Genomic DNA, 22,710 nt, shown 5'->3' with positions numbered 1-22,710 from the left:
AGATGCACGGCAGGGCCGGGTTTGACCTACTCCGCCACCGCATTCTTCTGCAGTAACGGTCACGCAGCGCCACCACCGAATACGGGACAGAGCCGTTAACCCACACCTGGAGATCTTGAAGTAGGCGCTCACCACAGGTGAACACCCGCCGGTCCTCACCCATGCCCCTGTGTGTTCCGGTGGCCTCAGCCGATATCAGCCACTATGTCGCCCCTTCTTGGAATCAACTATCCGGTGACGTGGTCTTTCCGATCAGGATGATGGGACATACACCTGTCATGCTGAATACGATCATCAAAAGTGAGGCTCGTCTCCGGGCGGGTGGCCTGCCCGGCGGTGTCGGCAGACGGTGGGGATGCGTGCTGGGAGTCGCCGTGTTGTCCGCTGCCATGGCGTACCTGCCGGCGCACGCCGACCAGCAATCCCGATCATCCGGATCCGCGGTGCCCGCGGCGGTGCCCGCGGCGGGGGTGGCGACCGGCATGGATGGGTTTGTGCCGTTCCTGCATACCACCACGGGGCAGGGGGCCTACACCCAAGCCTGGGTGATCGCCCATCATGGCTACTCATCGATGACTGCTCCCCGGGTCAGTTGCGTCAACGTCAACACCGGCGGGTTCTGCGCCGACGCCAGCGGAAACCCGACCACCTGGCCCAAACCACTGAACATCAACAGCGGCTCGCTGGGCAGCGGGAACACCGGAGACCTGGCGACCACACAGATCCCTCAGATGGTCCAGGCCTCGGGTTCGGATGTCGTCTATTATCCCGCGGTCACCACCCAGCCGGTGACCGGTTTTCCCAACGGCTCGGTCGGGGCGGGCTGCCTGGACATGAAGAAGCAGACCAACTGCGGCTACACGCCCCTGGCGGCCCTGACCAACGTGGTCGGCCAAAGCAACGTCAACGGCCTCACCGGGTTCGTCGTCCAGGGTTCCCGGGCCTACGGCACGACCACCAACGGCCTGGAGGTGTGCTTCGCCCTGAGCAACGGCAAAGCCTGCCCCGGCCAGCCGTTTGCCACCAACACTCCGCCCAGCAACGACGCGGCCGGCCTCGGGCCCACCGATTTCACCGGCACCACCACGGTCGTGAACGGCAGGATCTACATCGCCTCCAACGGCTCCAGGGTCGGCAACGGGCGCACACATCCGCCCACTCTGACCTGCTTCGACCCGAACACCAACGCCTCCTGCGCCGGATGGACCCCCAAGGTCATCACCGACCCCAACGCCTCCCTCGCGCTCGCAATCTTCCCCGACCTCAACATCCCCGGCGTCCCGATCGGCGTGTGCACCGTCGTGGGCAACAAGACCCCGGCCGCGCCGATCGTGGCCTGCTTCGATTTCACCGGCACCAGCATCGGCGCGCCCGCGGGGATGACCGCACTGCTTGCCCAGCTGCCCGCCACAGGCCGCAACGTGGTCTTCCAGCCGCTGACCACCACCGTCGGCACCGGCCAGCGCACCTACCTGCCGTTCTACGTCCAAAAGACCGGCATCGGCCATACCGTGTGCTACAGCTGGACCAGCCAAAGCGCTTGCCCGGGCTTTCCCGCCCCGCTGGCTCATCCCGGCGTCAACGGCGGCAGGACCCAGGACTACGGCTACACCTACAACTCCACCCTCGGCTGCATCTACGGTGATGGCGACAAGGGGTATCTGTTCAGCTTCAACGCCATCACCGGCGCCAGCGGATGCTAGGAACGGCTCTCTTTTCATGGCCCTCTACTCGGGTCGGCGTCACCAGGAGCAAAGTAGCTGTGAGTGATCAACCCCCGAGAGTCCGAGCCGTATCGGGCCCTCGGGGAGTATCGGAACGGAAATTAGCGGTAGCGGAGCGATCTTGATTCCGGTTCGGTGACGGGTCTGCTTTGCCTGTTCAGCGGGCCGTACGTTCCTCGGCATGCCTGTCGAGTATCTGTCTGCTGAGCAAGAGGCCCGCTATGGACGGTTCGCCATGGAGCCGTCTCCCGGGAAACTGGAGCAGTTCTTCCGTATGGACACGGAGGCTGTGGAGCTGGCACGGGCGAAGCGCCGTCCGGCGACCCGGCTGGGATGGGCTGTGCAGTGGGGCACCGTCCGGATGCTCGGCACGTTCCTGACCGAGGACCCCACAGCGGTCCCGGCCTCCGTGGCTCGGCTCGTCGCCGAGCATCTCTGCATGGACGACGAGCACTACGCGGAGTACGGCGCGTGCTCGCAGACGGCGTACGAGCACGCATGGGAGATCCGGGACGTCTACGAGTACCGTCGCCTCAATCGCGAAGCTCCTCGGGGTTTCCAGGAACACGATCTACAAGTACGTGCCCGAGCTGAAGGGCGGCCGACTCGCGCTCGCCGAGGCGGCCACCGCGCCCGGACTCCCCTCACCCGCGAAGTCGTCAGAGTGATCGGCGACTATCGCTAATTTCCGTTCCGATACTCCAAGTAGCCGCGATTCCTTCTGAAGCAGTCGACCCTGCGCAACTACCCGTGGGGTGCTACGAGGGTTCCGGCCGTGCGGCACTTGTGGTCGGGTCAGATTTCTCCGCTGCGGATGCCCGTCAGGAAGTCGTTCCAGGAGCATCCACGGCGGTCCAGCTCGGCATTGGTCAGGTCCGGCCATCCGCCCCGGAACGGCCCCGCTTCCCAGATGACCGCCGCGGTGCTGATCAGCTGACGGGCGGAACGTCGCCCGGACGCGAAGGTTCTGCCTGCGGGTCGATGTACGTCCCTCTTCCGACCACGGTCCTGATCAGGCCACGCTCGCGTAGTTCCCGCATCGCGCGCCGCACTGTCAGGTATGCCACGCCATATTCGGCGGCAAGATCACGTTCTGCTGGGAGCCGTTGACCTGGCCGTAGGTCACCAGCATCGATCAACGCCTGGATGTGATCGGCCAGACGGACATACACGTATTCCGGACTGTCCTCTTCCGGATCGAACGGCGAGACGCTGCTCATGACCTCACCGTATGGCTACGGTGACCTGCTAAAATCCACGGGAAGCCATGTATTGCTATGCATGGCTACTCAACATCACGTAGCCTCTGGCCAAGGCAAAAAACGGGACCCGCAGGCGCTCGCAACGCCGTACGGGTCCCTTGATCAGGAAATGAGTCCTGACCCGTGAATAACTCTAGTGCTCCGGTTCTCGACCGGGCCACGGTAAGCGGCTGCGGTTGTTTCGCCGCTGCGCCGCCGATGCCGATGGGCTGCGCCGCCTGTGGGCATGCCCCCTACGCGCACGGCTGCCCTGGCCGGGCTGCCGATCACGAGTACGCGCCGCCGTCCGGTGCGCTGATGGCCATCCGCCTGGAGGCCCGCCGTACCGGGGACCTCTCCCTCCACTGCTTCGAGCCGCTTGTCATCGTGGCCCCGGCCGAGGCGGTCCCGCTGGTACCCACCCAGCACAGTCCCGAGCAGCACAGTCCTGAGCAGGCCCCGGCCGTTGCGCCTGCCGTACCGGTGCCGTCGCCCCGGCGGCTGCCCTGCCGCTCGCGCCGGGCGTATCCGTTTCAGCCTCGCCCCACCAGGCAGCCTCGGCTCGGCAGCGGGCGTCTCCCCGTGACCCGTCCCAGACGATCGGCCGGCTGTGCCCTGCACCGCGCCGCAACCGGTCCGCTCCCGCACCGGCCACCCGGCTCGATCGGTTGGTGCGGCCCGTACGACCCGTACGCCGCGCCTCACCTCGTTCCCCTCCATCTCATGGCACCACTCCGCCCGGCGCTGCGATCGTCCGGACGGGCCTTTAACCCGCTACAGGAGGTCCGATCCATGGAAGACGCCCCGCCTCTCACCGCCCGATCCACCAGGCCTCAGGCCACTACGTCCCCGGCCACCAAGCCCCAGTCCGCGATTCCCGGCTGGCGGGTGATCCTCAGTGACGCCGGGCGGCTGTGGGCCAGCCGCGAACAGCCCTTCTCCGCGGCCGCGTTCCACGCCGGGGCCGAACGCACCGTCGACGCCGACACCGTCGACGCCCTGCGGGCCGCGACCGATCGGCAGGAGAGCATCGCCCAGGAGGCCCACGAGCAGGCCGGGCGGGTGATCTCGTGATCCGACGACGACCCGCCCGTCCCCGTGGGCGGCACCGCAGCGGCCTGGCCCTCAGCGCCGTCCCCTCCTACACCTGGGACCACGGCGCCCGGGCCGAGGCCGTACGGCTGGAGGCGGCCTGGCCGGGCTGGGCGGTGCTGTACGGCACCGGCAGCCGTCTGTTCTACGCCATCGCGACCTGGCCCACCCCCGAGCCGTTGATCGTCTCCGACCGCACCCCCGAGGGGCTGGAGACGCTGATGAACGACGCGGAAACGGCCACGGAAGGGGCGTCGGTGCCGGGCGCGACGCGGGTGGGCCGAAATCGTCACCCGGGCCGCCCGCATCATCCACCAAGGAGCACCCGGTGATCACCCCCGAACCGCACTCCGGGCAGGAAACCCCACTGTCACAGCCGCAGAACGACCCGCTTGGCGCGCTGCGGCAGCTCTTCCCCGACTGGTACATCGAGCACGACACCGTCCTCGCGCGGTGGAGAGCGATGCGCCACCAGCCGCTCGCCCTAAGGGAGGTGAAGGCCGGCGCCAGATACCTCATCCTGCGCGCCTCGCCCGAACGGCTGGGCGCCGCCCTGGCCAGGCAACGGGAGATCACCTGTACCCCGCACGCTGGTCGGGCCGCCGCCCCCTGAACCGGCGCGGCGGTACGGATCGCCCCCGCGCTGTACCGCCGCGCCATCCCGCCCCCGCGAGTCGTGGTGCGAACCTTCCAAGTCCGCTCGCGGGTGCCAAGTGCCACGAGTGTCAGTGGGGTCTGTCGCGAAAGTGTCAGCAGCGGCCGCGGCTCGACGCCGACGGCTACCGGCCGCCGCGCCTCACGCCGGTCGTCACGGGGGTCGAGCCGTCGGTCGGGGGTCGCGCTCGTCGATCAGGCGGTGGAGGAGCCGCGTCTATCCTGCGTGCATGCTGATCACAGACGAGGAATTGGCCCTCACGGCAGCGCAAGCAGGAGCTGCTGTCGTGCACACCATGTACGGTGCATCGCTGACGCGCTTCGAGAAGTCCAGGGGTGACTTCGCTACGGCTGCTGACGTCGAAGCGGAGAACACCATCCTTGACGTTATTCGCACCGCCCGACCAGGCGATGCCGTGACGGGCGAGGAGAGCGGACGCACGGGCTCGGGCGGTGCGGAGCGCATGTGGCTGGTCGACCCCCTGTGCGGCACGCTGAACTACGCCGCGCGGAGCATGCTGGTCGCGGTGAACGTCGCCTTGCGCGTGGGCTCGGACATCACGGTGGCGGCCTCAGCCGACCCGTTCGCCGAAGAGGTGTTCTGGACGGACGGCGATCACGCGTACGTCCGTCGCGATGGAGTGGACGAGGAACTCACGCCGTCGCCTGATTCGCGACTGGTGGATGTCAACCTTGATCCACCGTTCCCGAACGAGCCGAGCTTCCGGGCTGTCCGGTTGCTTGCCGACACAGGGTTCGTCGAGCATTTCCGCCCGCGCGTCGTCTCCACCACCCTGGCGGTGGCCTGGGTAGCCGCCGGCCGGCGAGCCGCATACGTCACTGACGGCCATCTGCAGGACAGCGTGCACTTCGCCAGCGGGATCGCATTGTGCCAGGCCGCCGGATGCGTGGTGACCGGCATCCACGGTCAGCCGTTGCACACCGGCGCGGGTGGACTGGTCGTGGCGGCTGACCAGGAGACGCACGCTGCATTGCTGGAACTCATCGGCAACCAGTTCCCACCTGATCGGTAGCCTGCGCATTTCCTATCACCATCGCACGGTCAGGCGCGTAGGCCGTCCGTTAGGGGAACGCTCAGCGGGACACCGAGATCATCCGTCCACGACGCGGTAACCTGCGGAAACCGCGTCTCGTCAGGCCAGTCCGCATTCGACGATCTACCCGGCGTACGGGCACAGGTCGTTCCCCGCTGACCGTCCTCGTGAACCTGGGGGGAGTTCCTCTGGCGAGACGTTCGGTGACCATCACGCCCTAAGGTCGAAGAGACGTCATCCTGGTGATAGTGAGTCGCGCGGTCCCCTTGAGATCAACTTGGTGCGGATGCCCCCGCGACCGCGTACCTCGACCTGCTCGCCGTCTGCCTACGGGCCCCGCGTGCCGTCGTATGCGGAGAGTCCGCCCTCGCGATTCACGGACTGATCGATGACATCCCAGCGGGCGTCCACATCGCAATTCCCCGTGGTACGCACCGCCCCTCGATCTCCTACCCACCGACCACGGTCACCCAGTACGCAGCCGCGACCTTCTCCCTGGCTGTCGAGCAGTTCGAGGCGGCACCAGACGAAATGGTCCCTATGTACAGCGCCGCACGTAGCGTTGTCGACGCGATGCGCCATCGCCGCCGCTTCGGCGAAACGCTCGCGCTGGCGGCCCTGGGCCGCTACCTCCGCCGTGAGGGACCCAACGGGGTTCGCGACCTCCAGGAAGTCGCTCGTGATCTGGGCGCGCTGTCGGTCATCCGCTCGGCTGCCGAAGCGGTGCTCGCCTGATGCCGAACCCGACACGCGACACAACCACAGGCCGCGTCTACCACGACCTGCGCAATCTGGCCCGCCGCAACGGACGCTCCACCGACGAGATCATGGTCGAGTACGTGCTCGAACGGTTCCTCTACCGGATGGGACTTTCGCCGGAAGGCGGACGCCACTTCATCCTCAAGGGCGGCCTCCTTCTTGCCTAATACTCCAGTGACACTTTGTGATCATGGGTGGGGATCTGTGCTGGTAGGGGCATCAGCCCATTGAGGTACGTGCAGTCGGCAAGTCCATCCGGCTTTGGACGGTAACTGCTAGTAATATTCTCTTCACTTATAGTCACCTTCGTGGATCGGAGAGCCATGCACACCCTGACCCGCACCGCCGCCGCCGTCGGCGCCGCACTCATCGCCGCCACACTGATCTCCGCACCCGCCCAGGCGGCATCGGGCTGCCCCCCGTACTACGACGCCCGGCTCCAGAAGACGATTTACCCCATTGATGGCGATTACGGCATTCCCTACGGCCCCGCGGGCGACATCCACGTATGCCGTAACGGCAGCTGGGTGAAGTGGAGGTAGGCCGTCACGTCCCTCCCCGCCGGAACGGAAACTCCACTGCCAGGGCTTATCAGATAATCTGATTTTATGAAGGTGATGACTGCTACCGAGGCGTCCCGGAGCTTCGCATCCGTTCTGGACGAGGCCGAGCGAGGGGAGACGATCGTGGTTACTCGCGGGGGCAGGCGAATCGCAGTGATCGGCCCCGCGCCCATGGCGCCTGGACGTATGGTCAAGGCCTTCCTGACCAGGAGCGCGGGGACATTGGACGCCGATTTCGAAGCCGATGTCGCGGCGGCCCGGGAGGCGGTCGACGACGAGATGAGGAGCACGTGGCCCGACGCCTGATCCTGGACACCGGTGTGCTCATCGCCGCCGAGCGGGGCAGGGCCTCCGTCGACGCGGTGATCGGGGATGTCGACGATGTGGCGATTGCCGCGATCACCGTGGCCGAGCTGCTGGTGGGAGTGGAGATGGCGGATGCGGCACGCCGTCCCGGACGGCAGGCCTTCGTGGACGAGGTCCTCGCGTTGATCCCGGTTGAGGAGTACACCACGGACGTCGCCAGGGTCCATGCCCGTCTGATGGCACATGTGCGACGAGAGGGAAAGATCCGGGGAGCGTACGATCTGCTGATTGCCGCGACAGCCGCGACCACCGCGAGAATCGTGATCACGATGGACTCGTCCGCCGCATTCGACGATCTACCCGGAGTACGGGCACAGGCCGTTCCCCGCTGACCGTCCTCGTGAACCTGGGCGGAGTTCCTCTGGCGAGACGTTCGGTGACCATCACGCCTTGAGGTCGAAGAGACATCATCCTGGTGATAGTGAGTCGCGCGGTCCCCTTGAGATCAACTTGGTGTGGTCGGTTGGTTCTTCGACGCGTGTCGCGGCTCGGGGTGTTTTCGGCGCGGGCGTATCCGGCGGGTCCTGTCGGTCGAAGATGTCGATGTCGACCTCTTCGCCTCCGACGATCAGTGTCTCCCATGCTCCGCTTGCCAGCAGGGTGTGCACCGTCTCGCTTTTCAGTTTGCGCAGATGGTCTCTGAGGGTTGTCTCATTGGGCATGCCGGGAATGCGCGGTGACAGGCGGCTCCGGATCTGCAGCAGCTGCTCCATGAGCGCGTCGATATCCGCATCCTTGTCCGGACCCTCATTCCCTTCCTCGATGCCCTGGACGATGCGGTCTTTGACCGCGCAGGTGACCCCGTGCTCGTCGGTGGTCACCATCGCTTTCCAGGCGCGGCTCTTGTGCCGGTACTGAAACATCGACATCGCCGCTTCGTGGCGGAGAAAATCAGCATCACGGAAGGCTCTCCCGCGCCAGCCGCGGCTGAGTGACCGAGCCAGCGAGATGGCCGACGCCAACCCACTGTTGAGCCCGCGCCCCGGCCAGAAGTGGATCGCATTGGCGGCGTCCCCGAGGAGAAACCCGTAGGTTCCCGGGGTGGTCGACGTCGCGGAATACAGCTGGGCGGTGAATCGCGGCCGCTGCACCATGTCCAGCCGAAAGGCGGTGACGGCGCTCAGGTTCTCCTCCGCGACGCCGAAGAACACCAACCCCTCCATCACCCGTTTCCATAGTTCCGAGCTTTTGACCAGGGCGGGAAGGAACAGCGTGCTGTGGGTCGAGCAGTGAAACTCGCCCTGGTCGGTCCGTCCCATCAGGCAGGGGCGGGAGGCGATACATTCCTCGAACACGTGCCGGACGGGATCGATCCCGATGACCTCCCTGGCCTCGGCATCGGTGAGGCGCATGTTCAGAAAGCCTTCGCCGCGCAGGGCGTTCAGGAGAAAACGGTTCTGGGCCACGGTCAGCAGGACGGTCATGGGGTCCGACAGGTCGGACTTCACCTGCAGGCCCAGCACGACATCCTGCACGTGCCGGCCATCCAGCGAGTAGATCGACTTGTCGGCGTTGCCGAACTTGTCGGTGAAATACTCCCGCGTCCGCGAGCGCCCTCCCTCGCAGATGGCGAGCACCTGGTCCTTGGCCACGGTCTCCTGCTGCTCGGCCGGGTCGAAGTTGGCGGGGATGAGCCGGATGCAGTCGGATTTTTCGTTCGCTATTTCAAGCAGCTTGTCTTCGACGTAGGCGATCCGGATATTCCGCGGACTGTAGCCGCGGATCGAATCGAGGCCGGTCGGCCACATCTCGGAGTACGATCCGGCGCTGAACAGCCGCGCCTGGACCTCCTCGGGGAGGTTCAGGTATTGACGGCTCTGGACCGTCACGACCTGCTGCCGCCGGATGTTCCCTTGTGCCTGGTCTTTCCATACGATCCGTGACCCGTCCTGAGTCCAGCGGCCGTCGTACAACGTAATGGCCACTCGCCGGCCCATGAGGTGTTCGAGGAGCAGGGCGAAACTCAGCCCGACAGGACCGCCACCCGAGATCGTGACATGCAGGACCGGTCCCGGTTCACCGCGCGCGGCGGATGTGATGAACGACTGAGACACGAGGGCGTCCACGATGGTCTCCGTCCCATCGGATGCCTCGAAACGGAATGTCTCATCGCCGATCGTGATCAGATCGCCCGGCTGGAGTACGTGCGATGTCACACGGTCCCCGTTGACCAGCGTCCCGTTGCGGCTTCCCCGGTCGTACAGTACGTAGCCGCGGGCCTCACGGAGCACCTCCGCGTGAAAGCGCGAGGCTCTCCCGCTGGAGATCACCACACGGTTGTCGTCCTTGCGGCCGAAGGTGATCGGTGTGTCGCCGACCGGAAACCGTTGTCCAGTGAGAGGACCTTCACGCCCAACAATTTCAGGTGGCATAGGTCAAACCTCCGCGTGATCACCCATCGTGCCACGCTCGGCGTCCACGGAAAATTGTCCCCATGTGTACAAACCGCTTGCCGCCGGACGGGTGATTTCCTGAGCCGCCGCTGCCCGGCCCCCCGGTTCGCGGACGCCACCGCCACGGCCTGGCCCCTACCGGAGGGGCGTGACCGGGCTCCGCGTGCTCCGGATCACTGCTCCGGAGCAAGGCCGGCGTCGAACTGAACCTCGACTCCGTCGCTGAGTTTGAGTGCGCCGAACAGTGCCGAGTAGGGCCGGATCCCCCATTGGGTCTGCACGATGGTCGCCGAGCCGCGTACGCGGTCCTCGGTCAGCAGGCCCTGGACCGTGACGGGCCGGGTGACGCCGACGAGGGTGAGATCACCCTCGACGCGGAACGACTCCGGGGTTCCGTCGGCCCGGGTCGACCGGAACGTGATCGTCGGGTAACGGTCGGAGTGAAGGATCTTCTCTTGAATGTTCTTCTTGATCTCCCGGCGGTCGGAGTCCGTGAGCGGCTTGACGCCGCCGGTCCCTTCCCGGACTTCGAACGACTCGGTGTCGATTTCGACGGTCACCGAGGAGTTGGCCGGGTTGGCGATGTCGAGCGTGGCGTTGCCACGCCAACGGGTGACCTCGATGGTGAGGTCATGGCCGGCCTTCGCGCCCAGTCCGGTACGGGTCGTCTTGACGAGGAGCCGGCCGGACTCGGGGCCCAACGTGTAGCTACCAGAGGTGATGCCCACCATGCCAGGCTATCTCGCACCCGAAGGGCTCTCCGTGGCACGCACGGTCCGTCGGCATAACGGATTCCAAGAGCAGCCACACTCTTTTGCCGCCTGTTGCTCTTCACGGGTGGGAGCCTGTGTGGGGGCACGGAAGAGCTGATCATGACTGACACTGAACCGACCGCGCGGGACATTGCCGCTGCGGATCCATGGGCGGGAAATCGCCTCTTGTAGGGTTGAAAATATGCCTCGCCTTCTCTCCGTCAACCTGGCTCACCCCCACTCCGCCGACTACACCAGCGCCGATTTCACCGGGATCGACAAGCGCCCCGCGGACGGCCTGGTCGCGGTGACCGCCCCCGGCCCGAGAGGGACGGCGGGCAGCGGTGTCGCGGGAGACAAGATCGGCGACCTCCCGCACCACGGCGGCGACGACCAGGCGGTGTACGCCTTCGCGCGTGAGGACCTCGACACCTGGGAGAAGGAACTCGGGCGTGAGCTGTCCAACGGTGTCTTCGGCGAGAACCTCACCACCTCCGGTCTCGACGTCAACGGCGCGTCGATCGGCGAGCGGTGGCGGATCGGGGAGAGCCTGGTCCTCGAAGTCACCTCCGCGCGCATTCCGTGTCGCACCTTCGCGGGATGGCTGGACGAGCAGGGATGGGTGAAGCGGTTCACGCAGGCCGCGCGGCCCGGCGCCTATCTCCGTGTCATCGAGCCGGGGGAGATCCAGTCGGGCGATGCCATCGAGGTCGTCTCCCGGCCGGACCACGGGGTGACGGTCGAGTTCCTGTTCCGTGCCATGACGACCGAGTCCGAACTGCTGCCGCGGGTGCTCGATGCCGGTGACGCGCTCAACCCCTTCTACGCGGCGACGGTGAACAGGCGGCTGGAGAGCAGGGAGCGCGCCACCGGGCACGCTTCACCGGAGAGCTGACCCGGCCACCCGGTGGATCCTCCGCGTGAGGATCCACCGGGTGAGGTCACCGGGGTGGATCCGCTGTGGGAGGGGATCCACCGGGTGAGGTCACCGCGACGGGGCGGTGAGCGTCGTCCAGGTCGACGGCCGGGCCGTGCATGGGCCGCCGTCGTGCACCATGAGGCGGCCCGCCGCCGGCTCCGCCACCACTGTGGCCAGCGTCGCCCACCGGGTCCCGAGCGCGCCGCCGACCGGTGCGTGGCAGCACACCTCGGCCCCGTCGCCGGGGTGGACGGTGAGCAGGGAGGCGAGGTCGTCGGCGCCGTCGAGGCCGTGACGCTCCTCGACCCGTGCGCGCAGTACGCGCAACCGGTCGTACGTCTCCGGCTCCAGCCGCCCGCGGAGCTCACCCGCCGCCAGCGCCGGGTCGAGGAAGTGGTTGGCCCGGACCAGCCAGCCTCGCCCGTCCGGCGTGACGACCGCCGCGCCGGCCGGGCTGACCTCGACGGACGCCGCCTGCTCGGCGGTCACCACGGTCATCACGGTGGAGGCGGAGACCGGGGCGTCGGTGAGGATGGCGACCGCGTCGGCGAACGACGTCGCGCTGCCGAGCACCCGGCGGGCGACGAGGTGAACGGGTACGCCGCCCACGCCGTCGTCCACGTGGCCGAGGATGTTGAACAGCACCCCCACGCCTGCCTCGTTGATGCCGATCTTCGCCAGGATTCCGTACTCGGTGATGCCGGTGAACCCCAGCGTGCCGTCGCCCGCCGAGCCCCGCACCGACTGGAGGTGCCACGCGCCGGCCAGCTCCTCGTGCCAGTCCCAGCTCTGGCCGCCCAGGGTGCGGGCACCGGTGTGGACCACCGTGGAGCACTCGTTCGCGCGGGCCGTACCCGCCGCGGCGAGGATCTCGGTCCGCGCGTTGAGCGCGGCCACCGTCCACAGCGGCACGCCCGCGCCCTCGGCGACGCCCTCCATCTCCTCGACGAGTTCCGGCGCCCACGCGCGGGTGGCGGTGACGGTGCCGAGGGCGAGCGTGGGGACGTCGAGCGTCACGCCGCGGGCGGCGGTCTCGAAGAGTTCGGCGTACGTGCGCCACGCCCGCGTGATCTCGGGGCCGATCTGCCGGCCGCGGTCGTAGCCGCGCTGCCATGGGCCGGTCCCCTGCACCTTCAGGTGCGCGCGCGGGTTCACTTCTCTACCTCCGTGATGTTCTGACCGGCCGGGGTGTCCCGGTCGGTGGCACGCCGGGGTCGCCAGCCCGGCCGGGGCGCGCTGTCGCGCAGCAGCATGGTGTAGGGGTGCTGCGGGTCGTCGAGCACCTGATCCGTGCTTCCGCGCTCCACGATTTTGCCCTGGCGCATGACGACGACCTGTTCGCTCACCTGCCGCACGACGGACAGGTCATGGGTGATGAACAGGTAGGTGAGCCGGCGGGCCTGGCGGATCTCGCCCAGCAGGTTCAGCACCTGCGCCTGTACCGAGACGTCGAGCGCGGCGACGGCCTCGTCGAGCACGAGGACGCGGGGCTCGGCGGCGAGTGCCCGGGCGATCGCGATCCGCTGCTGCTGCCCGCCGCTGAGCTCGCCGGGCAGCGCCCGGGCGTGCGCGGGCAGCAGGCCGACCTGGTCGAGCAGGGAGTCGACGCGCCGACGCGCGTCGGCCCCGGTGACCCCGTGGTGGAACGAGAGCACCTCCCCGATCGCCGATCCGGCCGTGCGGCGGCGGTTCAGCGATCCGTTCGGGTCCTGGAACACCATCTGGATGTCCCGGGCACGGGCGCGCCGTTCCGACCGGCGTGGCCGCCGCGCCACCGGCCGCCCGGCGAGGACGACCTGTCCGGCGTCGGCGCTTTCGAGGCCGACGAGAATCCGGGCGAGGGTCGACTTGCCCGAGCCGGACTCGCCGACCACCGCCAGGCAGCTGCCGTCGGCGACGCCGAGGCTGACGTCGTCGAGGGCGTGGACCGTCCGGCGGTGCCGGCCCCGGCCGGTCGTGAACCGCTTGCACAGCCCGCTGATCTCGATGACGTTTCCGGTCGTGGCGCTCACGGCCTCGCCTCCGTTCCTCGCCCGCCGGGCGGCCTGCCTGGGCTCTCGATGACCTTCCGGCCCGTGCCGTTCACGCCGTCGCCTCCGGGTCCGTCGCGTGGGCCAGCTCCCCGGCCAGGTCGTCGCTGCGGCGGCAGCGCACGGCCCGGTCGGCGTGGTGGGCGAGGGTGACCTCCCCGTCCGCGCACTGCGGCGCCGACCAGGGACAGCGGGCCGCGAAGGCGCAGCCGTCCCCCACCTCGTACGCGGCCACGGGCCGTCCCGGGATGACGGGAAGAACCGGGGTCCTAGCGGTGAGGCTGGGCCGGGAGTCGAGCAGCAGGCGGGTGTACGGATGACGCGGTGCGGAGTGCAGCTGGTCGGGGGTCGCGATCTCGACGATCTCCCCGGCGTACAGCACGGCGATCCGGTCGCATACCGCCGAGGCCAGTTCGAGGTCGTGGGTGACGAAGAGCATCGCCATCCCGCGCTCGCGGCGCTGCTCGTCGAGGATCGCCATGACCTCCGACTGGGTCGTCACGTCGAGCGCCGTGGTGGGCTCGTCGGCGAGCAGCAGCCGTGGCGAGCCCGCCACGGCGGCGGCGATGACGACCCGCTGCAGCATGCCGCCGGACAGCTGGTGGGGGTAGGAGTCCATGCAGCGGTCGACGTCGGCGATCCCGACCTGCGCGAGCAGGTCCCGCGCCCGGCGGGTGGCCACCTCCCTGCTCTCCCCGCGCGCGTCGCAGAGCCCCTCGACGAGGAACTGCGAGACGCGCAGCACCGGGTTCAGCGCGGCCCGGGGATTCTGGCTGATCATCGCCAGCGTGTCGGCGCGGAGCCGGCGGAGCGCCGAGGCGCCGAGCCCCCGCACGTCCTGGCCGTCGAGTGTCACCCGGCCCGTGACGCGGGCTCCCCGCGGTTCGGTGCGCAGCACGGTGCGCAACGTCATCGACTTGCCCGAGCCGGACTCGCCGACCAGGCCGAGTGCCTCGCCGGGGGCGACGGACAGCGAGACGCCGCGCAGCAGCGTCCGGTCCCCGCCGCGGTGCGGCAGGGCGAGGCGGATGTCGTCGAGTTCGAGAACGTCCGTCATGCCCGGCCTCCAGCCCTGCGGCCGCCGAGCCGCTCCCCGATCACGCTGAACGCGGCGACCGCGACGACGATGCAGGTGCCCGCGAGCAGGCTCTGCTGCGGGTAGCCCTGGAGCAGGGAGTCCTTGCCCTGCGAGACCATCAGTCCCCAGTCGGCGGTCGGCGGTTGGACGCCGAGACCGAGGAACGACAGCGCGGCCAGGTCGATCATCGCGTAACCGAAGTTGATGGCGGCCCCGGTGAGGATCTGCGGCGCGATGTTGGGCAGGAGGTGCCGTCCGCTCACCGTCATCCCGGACAGCCCCTGCAACTCGGCTGACTGGACGTAGGCGAGCCGCCGTTCCCGCAGGGCGACGCTGCGCAGCACGCGGGCGGTGTAGGGCACGTAGGCCAGCGCGAGCGCGACCGTGACCTGCCCGAGTCCCGTGCCGAACACGGCGACGACGAGGATCGCCAGCAGCAGGTTCGGGAAGGCGAACAGCAGGTCGAGCACGCGGCCGACGAACGCGTCGACGCGCCCGCCGAACCAGGTGGCGACGAGCGCCAGCACGGTGCCGCCGGCGCCGGCGAGCAGCACGACGACGGCCGCCCCGGCCAGGCTGGTCCGCGCGCCGTACAGCAGCCGTGACAGCAGGTCCCGCCCCGACTGATCGGTGCCGAGCAGGTGCTCGGCACTGGGGGCCTGGTAGCGCTGGACGATGCTGCCGACGGTCGGGTCGTACGGTGCGAGCAGCGGCGCGAGCAGGGCGGCCAGGGCGAGCAGCCCGGCGACCACGGCGGCGACGACGCCGAGGGGACCGAGCCGTTCCACCAGGTCGCCGCCGAGCCGGCGTCGCCGTACGGGCTGTGCGAGGGTTCCGGCGCTCACGCGCTCTCACCTCCGAACTGGACGCGCGGGTCGATCACCGCGTAGAGGACGTCGATCACGAGGTTGACCACTCCGAACACCGCGACCAGCACGAGGGCGACGGCCTGCACGACGGCGAAGTCCTGCTGCTGCACGGCGTTGATGAGCATCGCCCCGACCCCGTCGAGGGTGAAGGCGTGCTCGACAACCGCCGCACCGGCGACGAGGGCGGCGATGTTCACCCCGACGATCGTCGTCACGGGCAGCATCGCGTTGCGGACGATGTGCCGGCGCGCCACCACCCGCCAGGGGACGCCGCGCGCCAGCGCGACGGACACGTGCTCCGCGTCGCGCTCCTCCACCACCGCGGTGCGCGTGATCCGGGCGACTACCGCGACCGCCGGCAGCGCGAGCGCCACCGCCGGCAGCGTCAGGTGCAGCATGCGGCCGGAGAATCCGGAACCGGCCCCGAAGACCGGGAACCAGCCCAGCGTCACGGAGAAGACGCTCATGAGCAGGACGGCCGCGAAGAAGGTGGGGATCGCGAACCCCACGCTGGAACCGAGCAGCACGGCGGTGTCGAAGGCACCGCCGCGCAGCCCGGCGAGCACGCCGGCGAGGATGCCGAACACCACGATGAGCACGGCGGCGTACCCCGTGAGCCAAAGGGTCGTCGGGATCCGGGACGCCAGCAGCGACGCGACGTCCTGGCGGGTCGTGAGGGACTCGCCGAGGTCGCCGGTGAACACGCCGCTCAGCCAGTGCCAGTAGCGGACCAGGAACGGGTCGTCCAGACCGTACTGCGCGCGGATGGACGCGAGGACCTCAGGGCTGACGGTCCGGCCCTGGACGAGGAAGCTCTCGGGTGTGCCCGGCGCGACGTACACCGCCCCGTAGACGAGGAAGCTCGAAACGAGGAGCGTGGCGGCCAGCGCGCCGAGCCGGCGGATCACGAAGCCCGGCATGAGGTCTCCCTTCCCGAAGATCCCGGGGACCGGGGCGCGTCGCCGCGCCCCGGTCCCCCGACGATCGAGGTCACGCCGCACCGAGGCCGGCGGCCCAGGGGTAGTAGAGGTAGACGAACGAGGCCGGGACTCCGGTCACACGCTTGTTGAGGAACAGCCGGACGGCCGGTTCGGCGATCGGGAGCCAGGGCGTCTGCTCCACGACCTCCGTCTGGAGCTCGGCGACGAGCTTGGCCCGTGCCGTTTCGTCGGTAGTGGAGGCGGCCTGCTCGATGAGGCTCTGCACCTTCGGGTCGTCGTAGCCGTTGAAGTTCTGCGATCCGCCCTTGGCGGCGATCGTGCGCAGGAAGGCGAGCGGGTCGGGGATGTCCATGTAGTTCGTCGTCATGAACCCGTCGTAACCGGCGCGTGCCTTCGGGTCGGAGAAGAAGGCGCCGTACTGCGCGCTCGGGATGCCCTTGGGCTGGATGGTGAGGCCGAGCTCGCGGGCGGCGTTGGACATCTCCGACAGGATGTCGGCGTAGAACTGGCGCTCGCTGGGGTAGGCGATCGTGATCGGCGCGCTGCCGGCGTCCTTTCCGGCGAGGAGCTTCTTGGCCTCCTCGATGTTCTTCTCCGTGTCCGGCAGGGCGTCGTGCGCCGGCCCGAACACGTCGTCGCCGTAGGTCCACCCGCCGTTGGGCACCAGTGAGCGGGACGCCTGGGCGGTCCCGGCGAACACGGTCTGCGCGATCGCCTTCCGGTCCGTCGCGAGCGTCAGCGCCCGCCGTACCGCCGGGTCGCCGAGGGCGCCGTTGCCGGTGCTGATGACGGCGACCAGCTGCAGCGACTTGCCGAGGTACAGCTTGCCGTTCTGCGAGGCGGACAGCTGGTCGACCGCGCCGACGGGAACGTCGTAGGAACCGTCGATGGCACCGGTGTCGAGCGCGCTCGCGATCGCGCCGGGGTCGACGATGAACTGCAGGTCGAGCTGCTTGGTCTTCGCCCGGCGCTGGGTGTCCCAGTAGTCGTCGTTACGCTCCAGCGAGATCTTGGAGCCCTTCTCCCACGACGCGAGCTTGAAGGGACCGGTGCACATGACCGCGCCCTCGGGCGTGCCGTACTTGCTACCGGCCTGTTCCCGCTGCGCGCGCTCGACGACCACGCCGATGGGCGTGGCCATGTAGGAGTTGAGCGTGGCGTCCGGCTTCTTCAGCCGGATCGTGATCTCCCGGTCGCCGGTCTTGTCGATGGAGTCGACGTTGCCGGTGATCTGGTCCGACGACCAGTAGCTGCCCTCGGCGGAGTCGAGGTGGCGGCGGAGGCTGAACAGCACGTCGTCGACGGTCATCGGCTTGCCGTCCCAGAACCGCACGCCCTCGCGCAGCGTGTACACCCAGGTCTTCTGGTCGGTGCTCTCGACCTTCTCCGCCAGGTTCGGCGTGACCGAGTAGTCGGGGTCCAGCCGCATCAGGCCCTCGCACAGGTTCGCGACGACCGTGTTCTCCGGGTAGTTGAACGCCTTGATCGGGTCGAGCGACGCGGGCTCGCCGAAGGGCAGGTTCCATGTGGCCTTGTCGAGCTCGCCCTTCGCGGCGGAGGTGGTGACCAGCAGGTCGTTGAGCCTGTGCCCGTCGGCCACCGGGGCGGCCGGGCCGTTGCCGCCGCCACATGCGGAGAGCCCCAGGGCGAGCGAGAGGGCGAGAGCCGCCGTCGCACGTATACGCATCTCATTCTCCGAACACTGAGGGGATCGGGCCCGAAGGGGCCCCTGGGTGAGTGGCCCTCGCAGCGATCGGCGGCGGTGCCACAACACAAAACGTTTTGGAAAGGGACCGTACAGGACAAAACCTTTTAGTAAAAGGTTTTGTGTCCTACTCTTGACCCATGTCGGAGCAGGTGCCCCCCGCCTCACGCGCAACGATCAGAGACGTCGCCCGCGAGGCCGGCGTCTCCGTCACGACGGTGTCCCACGCACTGAACGGCAAGGGGACCGCGTCGGAGGCCACGCGGCAACGGGTCCTCGCCGTCGCCGACCGGCTGGCCTACCGCGCCCACCCCATGGCACGCGGTCTCCGCCGCGGGCGCACCGGCGTCCTCGGCCTGGACATGCGCCCCCTCGACGCCATCGGGTCCTACATCCCCGAGGGCGTCGACTACTTCGTACGGTTCGCCGGGGCGGCAGCGGTGACCGCGCTCGACCACGGCCTCGGGCTGATGCTCGTGCCGGACCTGACGCGCCCGGACATCCCCCAGTCCGCCCACGGGGTGGACGGCTACGTCATTGGCGACCCGACGCGCGACGATCCCGTCCTCACCCGGCTCATCGACGCCGCCGTACCGGTCGTCACCGTGGGCCGCGACCCCGGACGGCCGGAGTTCACCGACTGGGTCGGCCCCGACGACGCGCACGAGACCGAGCGCGTGCTCGACCTGCTGCGCTCACGCGGCGCCCGGCGCGTCGCCTTCCTGGCCGGTACGGACGACAACGCGTGGAACGTCGACGCCGAGAGGGCCTACCGCGCGTGGACGCGCCGCCACCGCGCGCCGGCGCGGGTGCTGCGCGTGCCGGAATCGGCGGGTGAGGAGGGTGGACGCGACGCCGCCCGGCGGCTGCTGGGGGGAGAGCGGCAACGGCCCGACGCGATCTACTGCCAGACCGGCCGCCACGCGGCGGGACTCCTCGCCGAGGCTCAGCGGCTTGGCCTGGCCGTGCCGGGGGACCTGCTCGTCGCGGCCGGCTCGGACGCCGAGCAGACCCGCCTGGCCGTACCCGCGATCACCGCCCTCGATCTCGCCCCCGAGGCGTCGGGCAAGGCCGCCGTCGAGCTGCTCATCGCCCGTCTCAACGGCGAGACGGCAGCGGGGCCCGTCGTTCTCCCGGCGTATCTGCACATCCGGGCCTCGACCGGCGAGAGCTGACATCCCGGCTCCGCGCTATCCGGGTCTCGGCCGGTGGGAGCTGACATCCCGGCTCCGCACGGCCCCGGCACGCGGGGGTGTGCGGGTCGGGGCGTCAGTCGTAGTGCCGCACGTCGGGCCAGAACTGATCCCAGGGGCGCAGCGGGTCGCGGCAGACGAGGATGGGCAGGTGCTGCTCCTCGTTGGACAGGCCGGCGCCGTTGTCGATCCGGCCGCGCACGTCGCACGTGGTGAACAGCCTGGCGGCGTGCTCCGCGGCGGCGGTCACGATCACGGCGACACTGGCGGACGGGGGCGGCGGCCCGCGCCAGTAGAGCTCGTTGTGGCCGCTGTAGACCTTGGGCAGGCCGTACTCCCCGGCGTAGCGGTCCAGCACGCCGGCCTCGCCGTAGTTGTCGGTGAGCAGTACGGCCTGCGCGCGGTCCTGCGGCGGCAGGCCGCCGACCACGGCGGCGACCTGGGCGGCGAACTCCGGCCAGCCGACCGAATCGCGCGCCACCCCGTTCATCGCGGCGACCGGGGTGCCCTCCAGTGCGGTGGATGGGATCACCGGGAGCGCGACGACGACGGAGACGGCCGTGTTGAGCACCAGGAAGCCGGTGAGCAGCGTGCGCCGCCCCGTGGTGGACATCCACCGGACGGCCGGACCGCAGCCCGCCGCGAAGAGCAGCACGAGCAGGCCCGCGACGTAGTCGGCGCGCCCGCCGGAGTAGAGCGTCAGCGCGCAGGCCACCGGGTAGGCCACGACCAGGCAGCGCAGGCGGGATTCCCGCCACAGCCGTACGGCGCCGGCCACCTGGATGACCGCCTGCGGCGGGCCGAGCAGCAGGATCTGCAGCGGCACGAACATGAGGCGGTTGTCGTTGCCGTTCCGGTCCTCCAGCGCCCCGGCCATCTGTAGCTGCGGCCAGTCGTGGGTCACCTGGTAGAACAGGTTGGGCGCGGCGATCACCAGGGCCAGCAGCGCGCCCAGCCAGAGCCTGCGGTCCCGCAGCACCTCGCGCGGGCCCACCGCCAGCACGCCGGCACCCACGCTGACCAGGAGGAGCACGATGAGCTGCCGGTTGTAGGTCGCGACACCCGCGACGGCGCCCAGCGCGAGCCACCAGCGCCCATCGCCCCGCAGTGCCCGCACGGCGAACAGGATCGCCGCGACCCAGAGCGGCAGGTCGACGCTGAAGGTCAGCAGGGCGTGGCCGGCGATCAGGACCTGGGTCGTGGTGGCGACGCCCGCCGCGGCCAGGATCTGGGCGCCCCGGCCGCCGCCGAGCTCCCGGGCCAGGAGGGCGGCCAGAACGACCACGGCCGCCGCGATCAGGGCGGGGACGACGCGCAGGGCGACCACGGTGTCGCCGAACAGGCCGACCGAGGCCCGCGCGATCAGCGGAGTCAGCGGCGGGGTGTCGAAGTATCCAAGGGCCGGCTGCTCGCCCAGCATCCGGAAGTACAGCTCGTCCCGGTGGTAGCCGTAGCCGGGGCTGACGGCCAGCAGGACGGCGGACGTGACGAGTGCGATCGCGGCGACGGGTCGCCGGGCGGAGAGGGGGGTCTCTGGCACTCGATCATCATCTGCCCTCCCGCGCCGCCGGCGCCAGGGTCGCGCTGTCATCGGTCTGAGCGCCGGGTCGCCGGGCGATCATCCGGCCGTTCCCCGGAAAGGCCCGAGGGGCCTTTCCGGCATCGGCATCCGCTACCGACCGTGGTCGCATGGAAACCGGAACAGACCGTCACCCGGTGGCACACTGATGACCATGAAGAAACTCTCGCTGGACGCCCTGGTCCGTGAGCACCTCGAACGCGCCGCAGCCGCCTCCACCGGGCGCAGTGCCGAGACCGTCTATGGCGGACACGAACACGTTCTCCGCCAGACCCTCCTCGCCCTGACCGCGGGCGCCGTTCTCGCCGAACACGACAGTCCCGGCGAGGCGACACTGCTCGTCCTACGTGGACGGCTGCGTTTGCACAGCGGCGGCACCTTCTGGGAGGGACGCACCGGTGACCTGCTCGTCATACCGCAGGCGCGTCACAGCGTGGAGGCGCTGGAAGATACCGGGTTTCTCCTATCCGTCGCCAAGCCTGCCTGACAGCCCATCACATGTCCCCGCGGCAGGCCTGCTCCGCACTGCTCACCTTCGGGCACGGCACCGCGACCCGTGAGCGGTTGACCGCTCTGCTCCATGGCGCCGGTGTGGAAGCCGTGGTCGATGTCCGGAGCGCTCCCGGCAGCCGGCACGTCCCGGACGTGGGCAGGGACGTGCTGTGTGAGTGGATGCCGGCCCAAGGGATCGCGTACCGGTGGGAGAAGCGCCTCGGCGGCTTCCGCAGGGCGGCGCCGGACTCGCCCGACACCTTCTGGCGCAATACCTCCTTCCGGGGATACGCCGGATACACCCGGCAGCCGGAGTTCCTGGCGGCCATGGACGACCTGCTGCGCCAGAGCGCAGCCACACGCACCGCGATCATGTGCGGTGAGACCGTATGGTGGCGCTGCCATCGGCGGATCATCGCCGACTACGCCGTCCTCGCCCGCCACACCCCCGTGCTTCACCTGGCGCACGACGGGCGGCTCACCGAACATCAACCGACAACCGGTGCCCGCCTCCGTGACGATGGCCTCCTCATCTACGACGTCACCTGAATTCTGAAATGCCGGAAGACGTCCAGGCCCAAGCTGGCATGTTTGGCAACCTTGAAGTGCCAGGTCACAGGCTGTCTCAGGGGTCGGCGAAAGTCTGGACCTCGCGCGCTGCAGCATGATCAAATAGGGGATGGCATCGTTCTGGACTGGCAAACGGGTACGCCTCCGCGGTATCGAGCCCGACGACTGGACCGCGTTAATGCGCTTCGCCGATGACGAGGAGCGGTTGGGAGACCTGCTGCACCCACCCCTGTCCGCCGAGGGCTACCGTGCCCGGGCGAAGGAGCAGGCCGCTGCCAAGTCCGATGGCGACTGCTTCCAGCTGGCAATCGAAGCCGTCGACACGGGGGAAATAGTCGGTGCTGTCGGCTCACACCACGCTGATTCACGTGCGGGCTGGTTCGAGTACGGCGTCACGATCGGCGCTGATCATCGGCGACAAGGCTACGCGGCAGAAGCCGTGGTGCTGCTGCTGCGCTTCATGTTCGCCGAGCGGCGCTATCACAAGTGCGAAGCGCGGATCTTCGCACACAACGAGGCATCGCTGGCACTACAACGTCGGCTCGGATTCGTCGAGGAAGGTCGCCTCCGAGATCACGTGTTTCTCACCGGCAGGCACCAAGATCTCGTCATGATGGGCATGGTCGCTGACGAGTTCGCCCAACTGCACTCGATGGGCGAACTTTGAGTGAGTGTTGAGACCTTTGGAGCGGATGGCGGGTTGGCTCTTGGGCAGGCGGATGCGCGGTGGGGTCG

At 69.0% G+C, this 22,710-nt stretch carries 26 protein-coding genes; 16 read left to right on the top strand and 10 right to left on the bottom strand.

What is annotated here, in order from left to right; genetic code table 11:
* Window positions 1-278: 278 nt before the first annotated feature.
* Together ACIN94_RS25260 and ACIN94_RS25255 are read left to right on the top strand one after the other, a co-directional pair.
* On the top strand, window positions 279-1,703 hold the full coding sequence (locus ACIN94_RS25260) for a hypothetical protein (RefSeq protein ID WP_400710597.1): 1,425 nt from the start codon (window positions 279-281) through the stop codon (window positions 1,701-1,703).
* Window positions 1,704-1,905: 202 nt separating this feature from the next.
* On the top strand, window positions 1,906-2,409 hold the full coding sequence (locus tag ACIN94_RS25255; RefSeq protein WP_400710594.1) for a DUF4158 domain-containing protein: 504 nt from the start codon (window positions 1,906-1,908) through the stop codon (window positions 2,407-2,409).
* A 244-nt stretch (window positions 2,410-2,653) separates the two neighbouring features.
* Here the strand turns inward: ACIN94_RS25255 and ACIN94_RS25250 are convergent, their stop codons facing one another.
* Window positions 2,654-2,944 carry a GntR family transcriptional regulator gene (locus tag ACIN94_RS25250; protein ID WP_400710591.1) on the bottom strand — a complete coding sequence of 97 codons (291 nt, stop codon included), beginning with the start codon at window positions 2,942-2,944 and terminating at the stop codon, window positions 2,654-2,656.
* 165 nt (window positions 2,945-3,109) lie between these two features.
* Between ACIN94_RS25250 and ACIN94_RS25245 the strand changes: the two genes are divergently transcribed.
* From ACIN94_RS25245 to ACIN94_RS25205, 9 genes are all read left to right on the top strand, one after another.
* A complete protein-coding gene (locus ACIN94_RS25245; protein WP_400710588.1) occupies window positions 3,110-4,039 on the top strand; it encodes a hypothetical protein in 930 nt (309 codons plus the stop codon).
* The gene (locus tag ACIN94_RS25240) at window positions 4,036-4,389 is read left to right on the top strand and encodes a hypothetical protein (protein ID WP_400710585.1); all 354 of its coding nucleotides are present in this window, start codon (window positions 4,036-4,038) and stop codon (window positions 4,387-4,389) included. Before ACIN94_RS25245 ends, ACIN94_RS25240 begins: the two co-directional genes overlap by 4 nt.
* Window positions 4,386-4,670 (top strand): hypothetical protein, encoded by a 285-nt coding sequence (locus ACIN94_RS25235; RefSeq protein ID WP_400710582.1) that lies wholly within the window; start codon window positions 4,386-4,388, stop codon window positions 4,668-4,670. The genes ACIN94_RS25240 and ACIN94_RS25235 overlap by 4 nt, the downstream gene beginning before the upstream one ends.
* Before the next feature lie 271 nt (window positions 4,671-4,941).
* Window positions 4,942-5,745 carry an inositol monophosphatase family protein gene (locus ACIN94_RS25230; RefSeq protein ID WP_400710580.1) on the top strand — a complete coding sequence of 268 codons (804 nt, stop codon included), beginning with the start codon at window positions 4,942-4,944 and terminating at the stop codon, window positions 5,743-5,745.
* A 561-nt stretch (window positions 5,746-6,306) separates the two neighbouring features.
* Complete coding sequence (locus tag ACIN94_RS25225) at window positions 6,307-6,501, top strand: hypothetical protein (RefSeq protein ID WP_400710577.1); 195 nt, start codon at window positions 6,307-6,309, stop codon at window positions 6,499-6,501.
* Window positions 6,501-6,692, top strand: a complete 192-nt coding sequence (locus ACIN94_RS25220; protein WP_400710574.1) for a hypothetical protein — start codon at window positions 6,501-6,503, stop codon at window positions 6,690-6,692. The genes ACIN94_RS25225 and ACIN94_RS25220 overlap by 1 nt, the downstream gene beginning before the upstream one ends.
* Window positions 6,693-6,833: 141 nt before the next feature.
* Window positions 6,834-7,067: a hypothetical protein gene (locus ACIN94_RS25215; protein ID WP_400710571.1), complete on the top strand. Its 234-nt coding sequence runs from the start codon at window positions 6,834-6,836 to the stop codon at window positions 7,065-7,067.
* Between the two features lie 75 nt (window positions 7,068-7,142).
* The gene (locus ACIN94_RS25210) at window positions 7,143-7,394 is read left to right on the top strand and encodes a type II toxin-antitoxin system Phd/YefM family antitoxin (protein WP_400710568.1); all 252 of its coding nucleotides are present in this window, start codon (window positions 7,143-7,145) and stop codon (window positions 7,392-7,394) included.
* Entirely contained in the window at window positions 7,379-7,786 is a 408-nt protein-coding gene (locus ACIN94_RS25205; RefSeq protein ID WP_400710565.1) for a PIN domain-containing protein, read from the top strand. The genes ACIN94_RS25210 and ACIN94_RS25205 overlap by 16 nt, the downstream gene beginning before the upstream one ends.
* 75 nt (window positions 7,787-7,861) lie before the next feature.
* On the opposite strand, the gene ACIN94_RS25200 is transcribed toward ACIN94_RS25205, so the two are convergent.
* Complete coding sequence (locus tag ACIN94_RS25200; RefSeq protein ID WP_400710562.1) at window positions 7,862-9,826, bottom strand: FHA domain-containing protein; 1,965 nt, start codon at window positions 9,824-9,826, stop codon at window positions 7,862-7,864.
* 194 nt (window positions 9,827-10,020) lie between these two features.
* Window positions 10,021-10,578 (bottom strand): YceI family protein, encoded by a 558-nt coding sequence (locus ACIN94_RS25195; protein ID WP_400710559.1) that lies wholly within the window; start codon window positions 10,576-10,578, stop codon window positions 10,021-10,023.
* Window positions 10,579-10,801: 223 nt separating this feature from the next.
* On the opposite strand from ACIN94_RS25195, the gene ACIN94_RS25190 reads away from it, so the two are divergent.
* Window positions 10,802-11,494: an MOSC domain-containing protein gene (locus tag ACIN94_RS25190; RefSeq protein ID WP_400710556.1), complete on the top strand. Its 693-nt coding sequence runs from the start codon at window positions 10,802-10,804 to the stop codon at window positions 11,492-11,494.
* Window positions 11,495-11,584: 90 nt separating this feature from the next.
* On the opposite strand, the gene ACIN94_RS25185 is transcribed toward ACIN94_RS25190, so the two are convergent.
* The 6 genes from ACIN94_RS25185 to ACIN94_RS25160 all read right to left on the bottom strand — a co-directional run bounded on the left by ACIN94_RS25185 (window position 11,585) and on the right by ACIN94_RS25160 (window position 18,123).
* Window positions 11,585-12,673 (bottom strand): C45 family autoproteolytic acyltransferase/hydolase, encoded by a 1,089-nt coding sequence (locus ACIN94_RS25185; RefSeq protein ID WP_400710553.1) that lies wholly within the window; start codon window positions 12,671-12,673, stop codon window positions 11,585-11,587.
* Window positions 12,670-13,530: an ABC transporter ATP-binding protein gene (locus ACIN94_RS25180; RefSeq protein ID WP_400710550.1), complete on the bottom strand. Its 861-nt coding sequence runs from the start codon at window positions 13,528-13,530 to the stop codon at window positions 12,670-12,672. The genes ACIN94_RS25185 and ACIN94_RS25180 overlap by 4 nt, the downstream gene beginning before the upstream one ends.
* Before the next feature lie 70 nt (window positions 13,531-13,600).
* Window positions 13,601-14,605: an ABC transporter ATP-binding protein gene (locus ACIN94_RS25175; protein ID WP_400710547.1), complete on the bottom strand. Its 1,005-nt coding sequence runs from the start codon at window positions 14,603-14,605 to the stop codon at window positions 13,601-13,603.
* A complete protein-coding gene (locus ACIN94_RS25170; protein ID WP_400710544.1) occupies window positions 14,602-15,471 on the bottom strand; it encodes an ABC transporter permease in 870 nt (289 codons plus the stop codon). Before ACIN94_RS25170 ends, ACIN94_RS25175 begins: the two co-directional genes overlap by 4 nt.
* Window positions 15,468-16,415 carry an ABC transporter permease gene (locus ACIN94_RS25165; protein ID WP_400710541.1) on the bottom strand — a complete coding sequence of 316 codons (948 nt, stop codon included), beginning with the start codon at window positions 16,413-16,415 and terminating at the stop codon, window positions 15,468-15,470. Before ACIN94_RS25165 ends, ACIN94_RS25170 begins: the two co-directional genes overlap by 4 nt.
* Before the next feature lie 70 nt (window positions 16,416-16,485).
* On the bottom strand, window positions 16,486-18,123 hold the full coding sequence (locus tag ACIN94_RS25160; RefSeq protein WP_400710538.1) for an ABC transporter substrate-binding protein: 1,638 nt from the start codon (window positions 18,121-18,123) through the stop codon (window positions 16,486-16,488).
* 158 nt (window positions 18,124-18,281) lie between these two features.
* On the opposite strand from ACIN94_RS25160, the gene ACIN94_RS25155 reads away from it, so the two are divergent.
* Window positions 18,282-19,316: a LacI family DNA-binding transcriptional regulator gene (locus tag ACIN94_RS25155; RefSeq protein ID WP_400710535.1), complete on the top strand. Its 1,035-nt coding sequence runs from the start codon at window positions 18,282-18,284 to the stop codon at window positions 19,314-19,316.
* A 94-nt stretch (window positions 19,317-19,410) separates the two neighbouring features.
* Here the strand turns inward: ACIN94_RS25155 and ACIN94_RS25150 are convergent, their stop codons facing one another.
* A complete protein-coding gene (locus tag ACIN94_RS25150) occupies window positions 19,411-20,874 on the bottom strand; it encodes a glycosyltransferase family 39 protein (RefSeq protein WP_400710532.1) in 1,464 nt (487 codons plus the stop codon).
* 193 nt (window positions 20,875-21,067) lie between these two features.
* On the opposite strand from ACIN94_RS25150, the gene ACIN94_RS25145 reads away from it, so the two are divergent.
* The 3 genes from ACIN94_RS25145 (at window position 21,068) to ACIN94_RS25135 (ending at window position 22,642) form a co-directional block, all read left to right on the top strand.
* A complete protein-coding gene (locus tag ACIN94_RS25145; RefSeq protein WP_400710529.1) occupies window positions 21,068-21,400 on the top strand; it encodes a LuxR family transcriptional regulator in 333 nt (110 codons plus the stop codon).
* A gap of 11 nt (window positions 21,401-21,411) precedes the next feature.
* Entirely contained in the window at window positions 21,412-21,954 is a 543-nt protein-coding gene (locus ACIN94_RS25140) for a DUF488 family protein (RefSeq protein WP_400710526.1), read from the top strand.
* A 130-nt stretch (window positions 21,955-22,084) separates the two neighbouring features.
* The gene (locus tag ACIN94_RS25135; protein WP_400710523.1) at window positions 22,085-22,642 is read left to right on the top strand and encodes a GNAT family N-acetyltransferase; all 558 of its coding nucleotides are present in this window, start codon (window positions 22,085-22,087) and stop codon (window positions 22,640-22,642) included.
* The last annotated feature ends 68 nt before the right edge of the window (window positions 22,643-22,710 follow it).

This window comes from Streptosporangium sp. NPDC087985, assembly GCF_044741965.1.
Taxonomy (GTDB): Bacteria; Actinomycetota; Actinomycetes; order Streptosporangiales; family Streptosporangiaceae; genus Streptosporangium.
Note: the sequence above shows the minus strand (reverse complement) of the source record. Positions and strands in the feature narration are given on the sequence as shown.

Bases quoted from the DNA above. Each gene is read 5' to 3' on its own strand.
- ACIN94_RS25260 (WP_400710597.1), top strand. From the start codon at position 279: ATGCTGAATACGATCATCAAAAGTGAGGCTCGTCTCCGGGCGGGTGGC.
- ACIN94_RS25255 (WP_400710594.1), top strand. From the start codon at position 1,906: ATGCCTGTCGAGTATCTGTCTGCTGAGCAAGAGGCCCGCTATGGACGG.
- ACIN94_RS25250 (WP_400710591.1), bottom strand. From the start codon at position 2,944: ATGAGCAGCGTCTCGCCGTTCGATCCGGAAGAGGACAGTCCGGAATAC.
- ACIN94_RS25230 (WP_400710580.1), top strand. From the start codon at position 4,942: ATGCTGATCACAGACGAGGAATTGGCCCTCACGGCAGCGCAAGCAGGA.
- ACIN94_RS25225 (WP_400710577.1), top strand. From the start codon at position 6,307: ATGTACAGCGCCGCACGTAGCGTTGTCGACGCGATGCGCCATCGCCGC.
- ACIN94_RS25220 (WP_400710574.1), top strand. From the start codon at position 6,501: ATGCCGAACCCGACACGCGACACAACCACAGGCCGCGTCTACCACGAC.
- ACIN94_RS25210 (WP_400710568.1), top strand. From the start codon at position 7,143: ATGACTGCTACCGAGGCGTCCCGGAGCTTCGCATCCGTTCTGGACGAG.
- ACIN94_RS25200 (WP_400710562.1), bottom strand. From the start codon at position 9,826: ATGCCACCTGAAATTGTTGGGCGTGAAGGTCCTCTCACTGGACAACGG.
- ACIN94_RS25195 (WP_400710559.1), bottom strand. From the start codon at position 10,578: ATGGTGGGCATCACCTCTGGTAGCTACACGTTGGGCCCCGAGTCCGGC.
- ACIN94_RS25190 (WP_400710556.1), top strand. From the start codon at position 10,802: ATGCCTCGCCTTCTCTCCGTCAACCTGGCTCACCCCCACTCCGCCGAC.
- ACIN94_RS25175 (WP_400710547.1), bottom strand. From the start codon at position 14,605: ATGACGGACGTTCTCGAACTCGACGACATCCGCCTCGCCCTGCCGCAC.
- ACIN94_RS25165 (WP_400710541.1), bottom strand. From the start codon at position 16,415: ATGCCGGGCTTCGTGATCCGCCGGCTCGGCGCGCTGGCCGCCACGCTC.
- ACIN94_RS25160 (WP_400710538.1), bottom strand. From the start codon at position 18,123: ATGCGTATACGTGCGACGGCGGCTCTCGCCCTCTCGCTCGCCCTGGGG.
- ACIN94_RS25155 (WP_400710535.1), top strand. From the start codon at position 18,282: ATGTCGGAGCAGGTGCCCCCCGCCTCACGCGCAACGATCAGAGACGTC.
- ACIN94_RS25145 (WP_400710529.1), top strand. From the start codon at position 21,068: ATGAAGAAACTCTCGCTGGACGCCCTGGTCCGTGAGCACCTCGAACGC.
- ACIN94_RS25140 (WP_400710526.1), top strand. From the start codon at position 21,412: ATGTCCCCGCGGCAGGCCTGCTCCGCACTGCTCACCTTCGGGCACGGC.
- ACIN94_RS25135 (WP_400710523.1), top strand. From the start codon at position 22,085: ATGGCATCGTTCTGGACTGGCAAACGGGTACGCCTCCGCGGTATCGAG.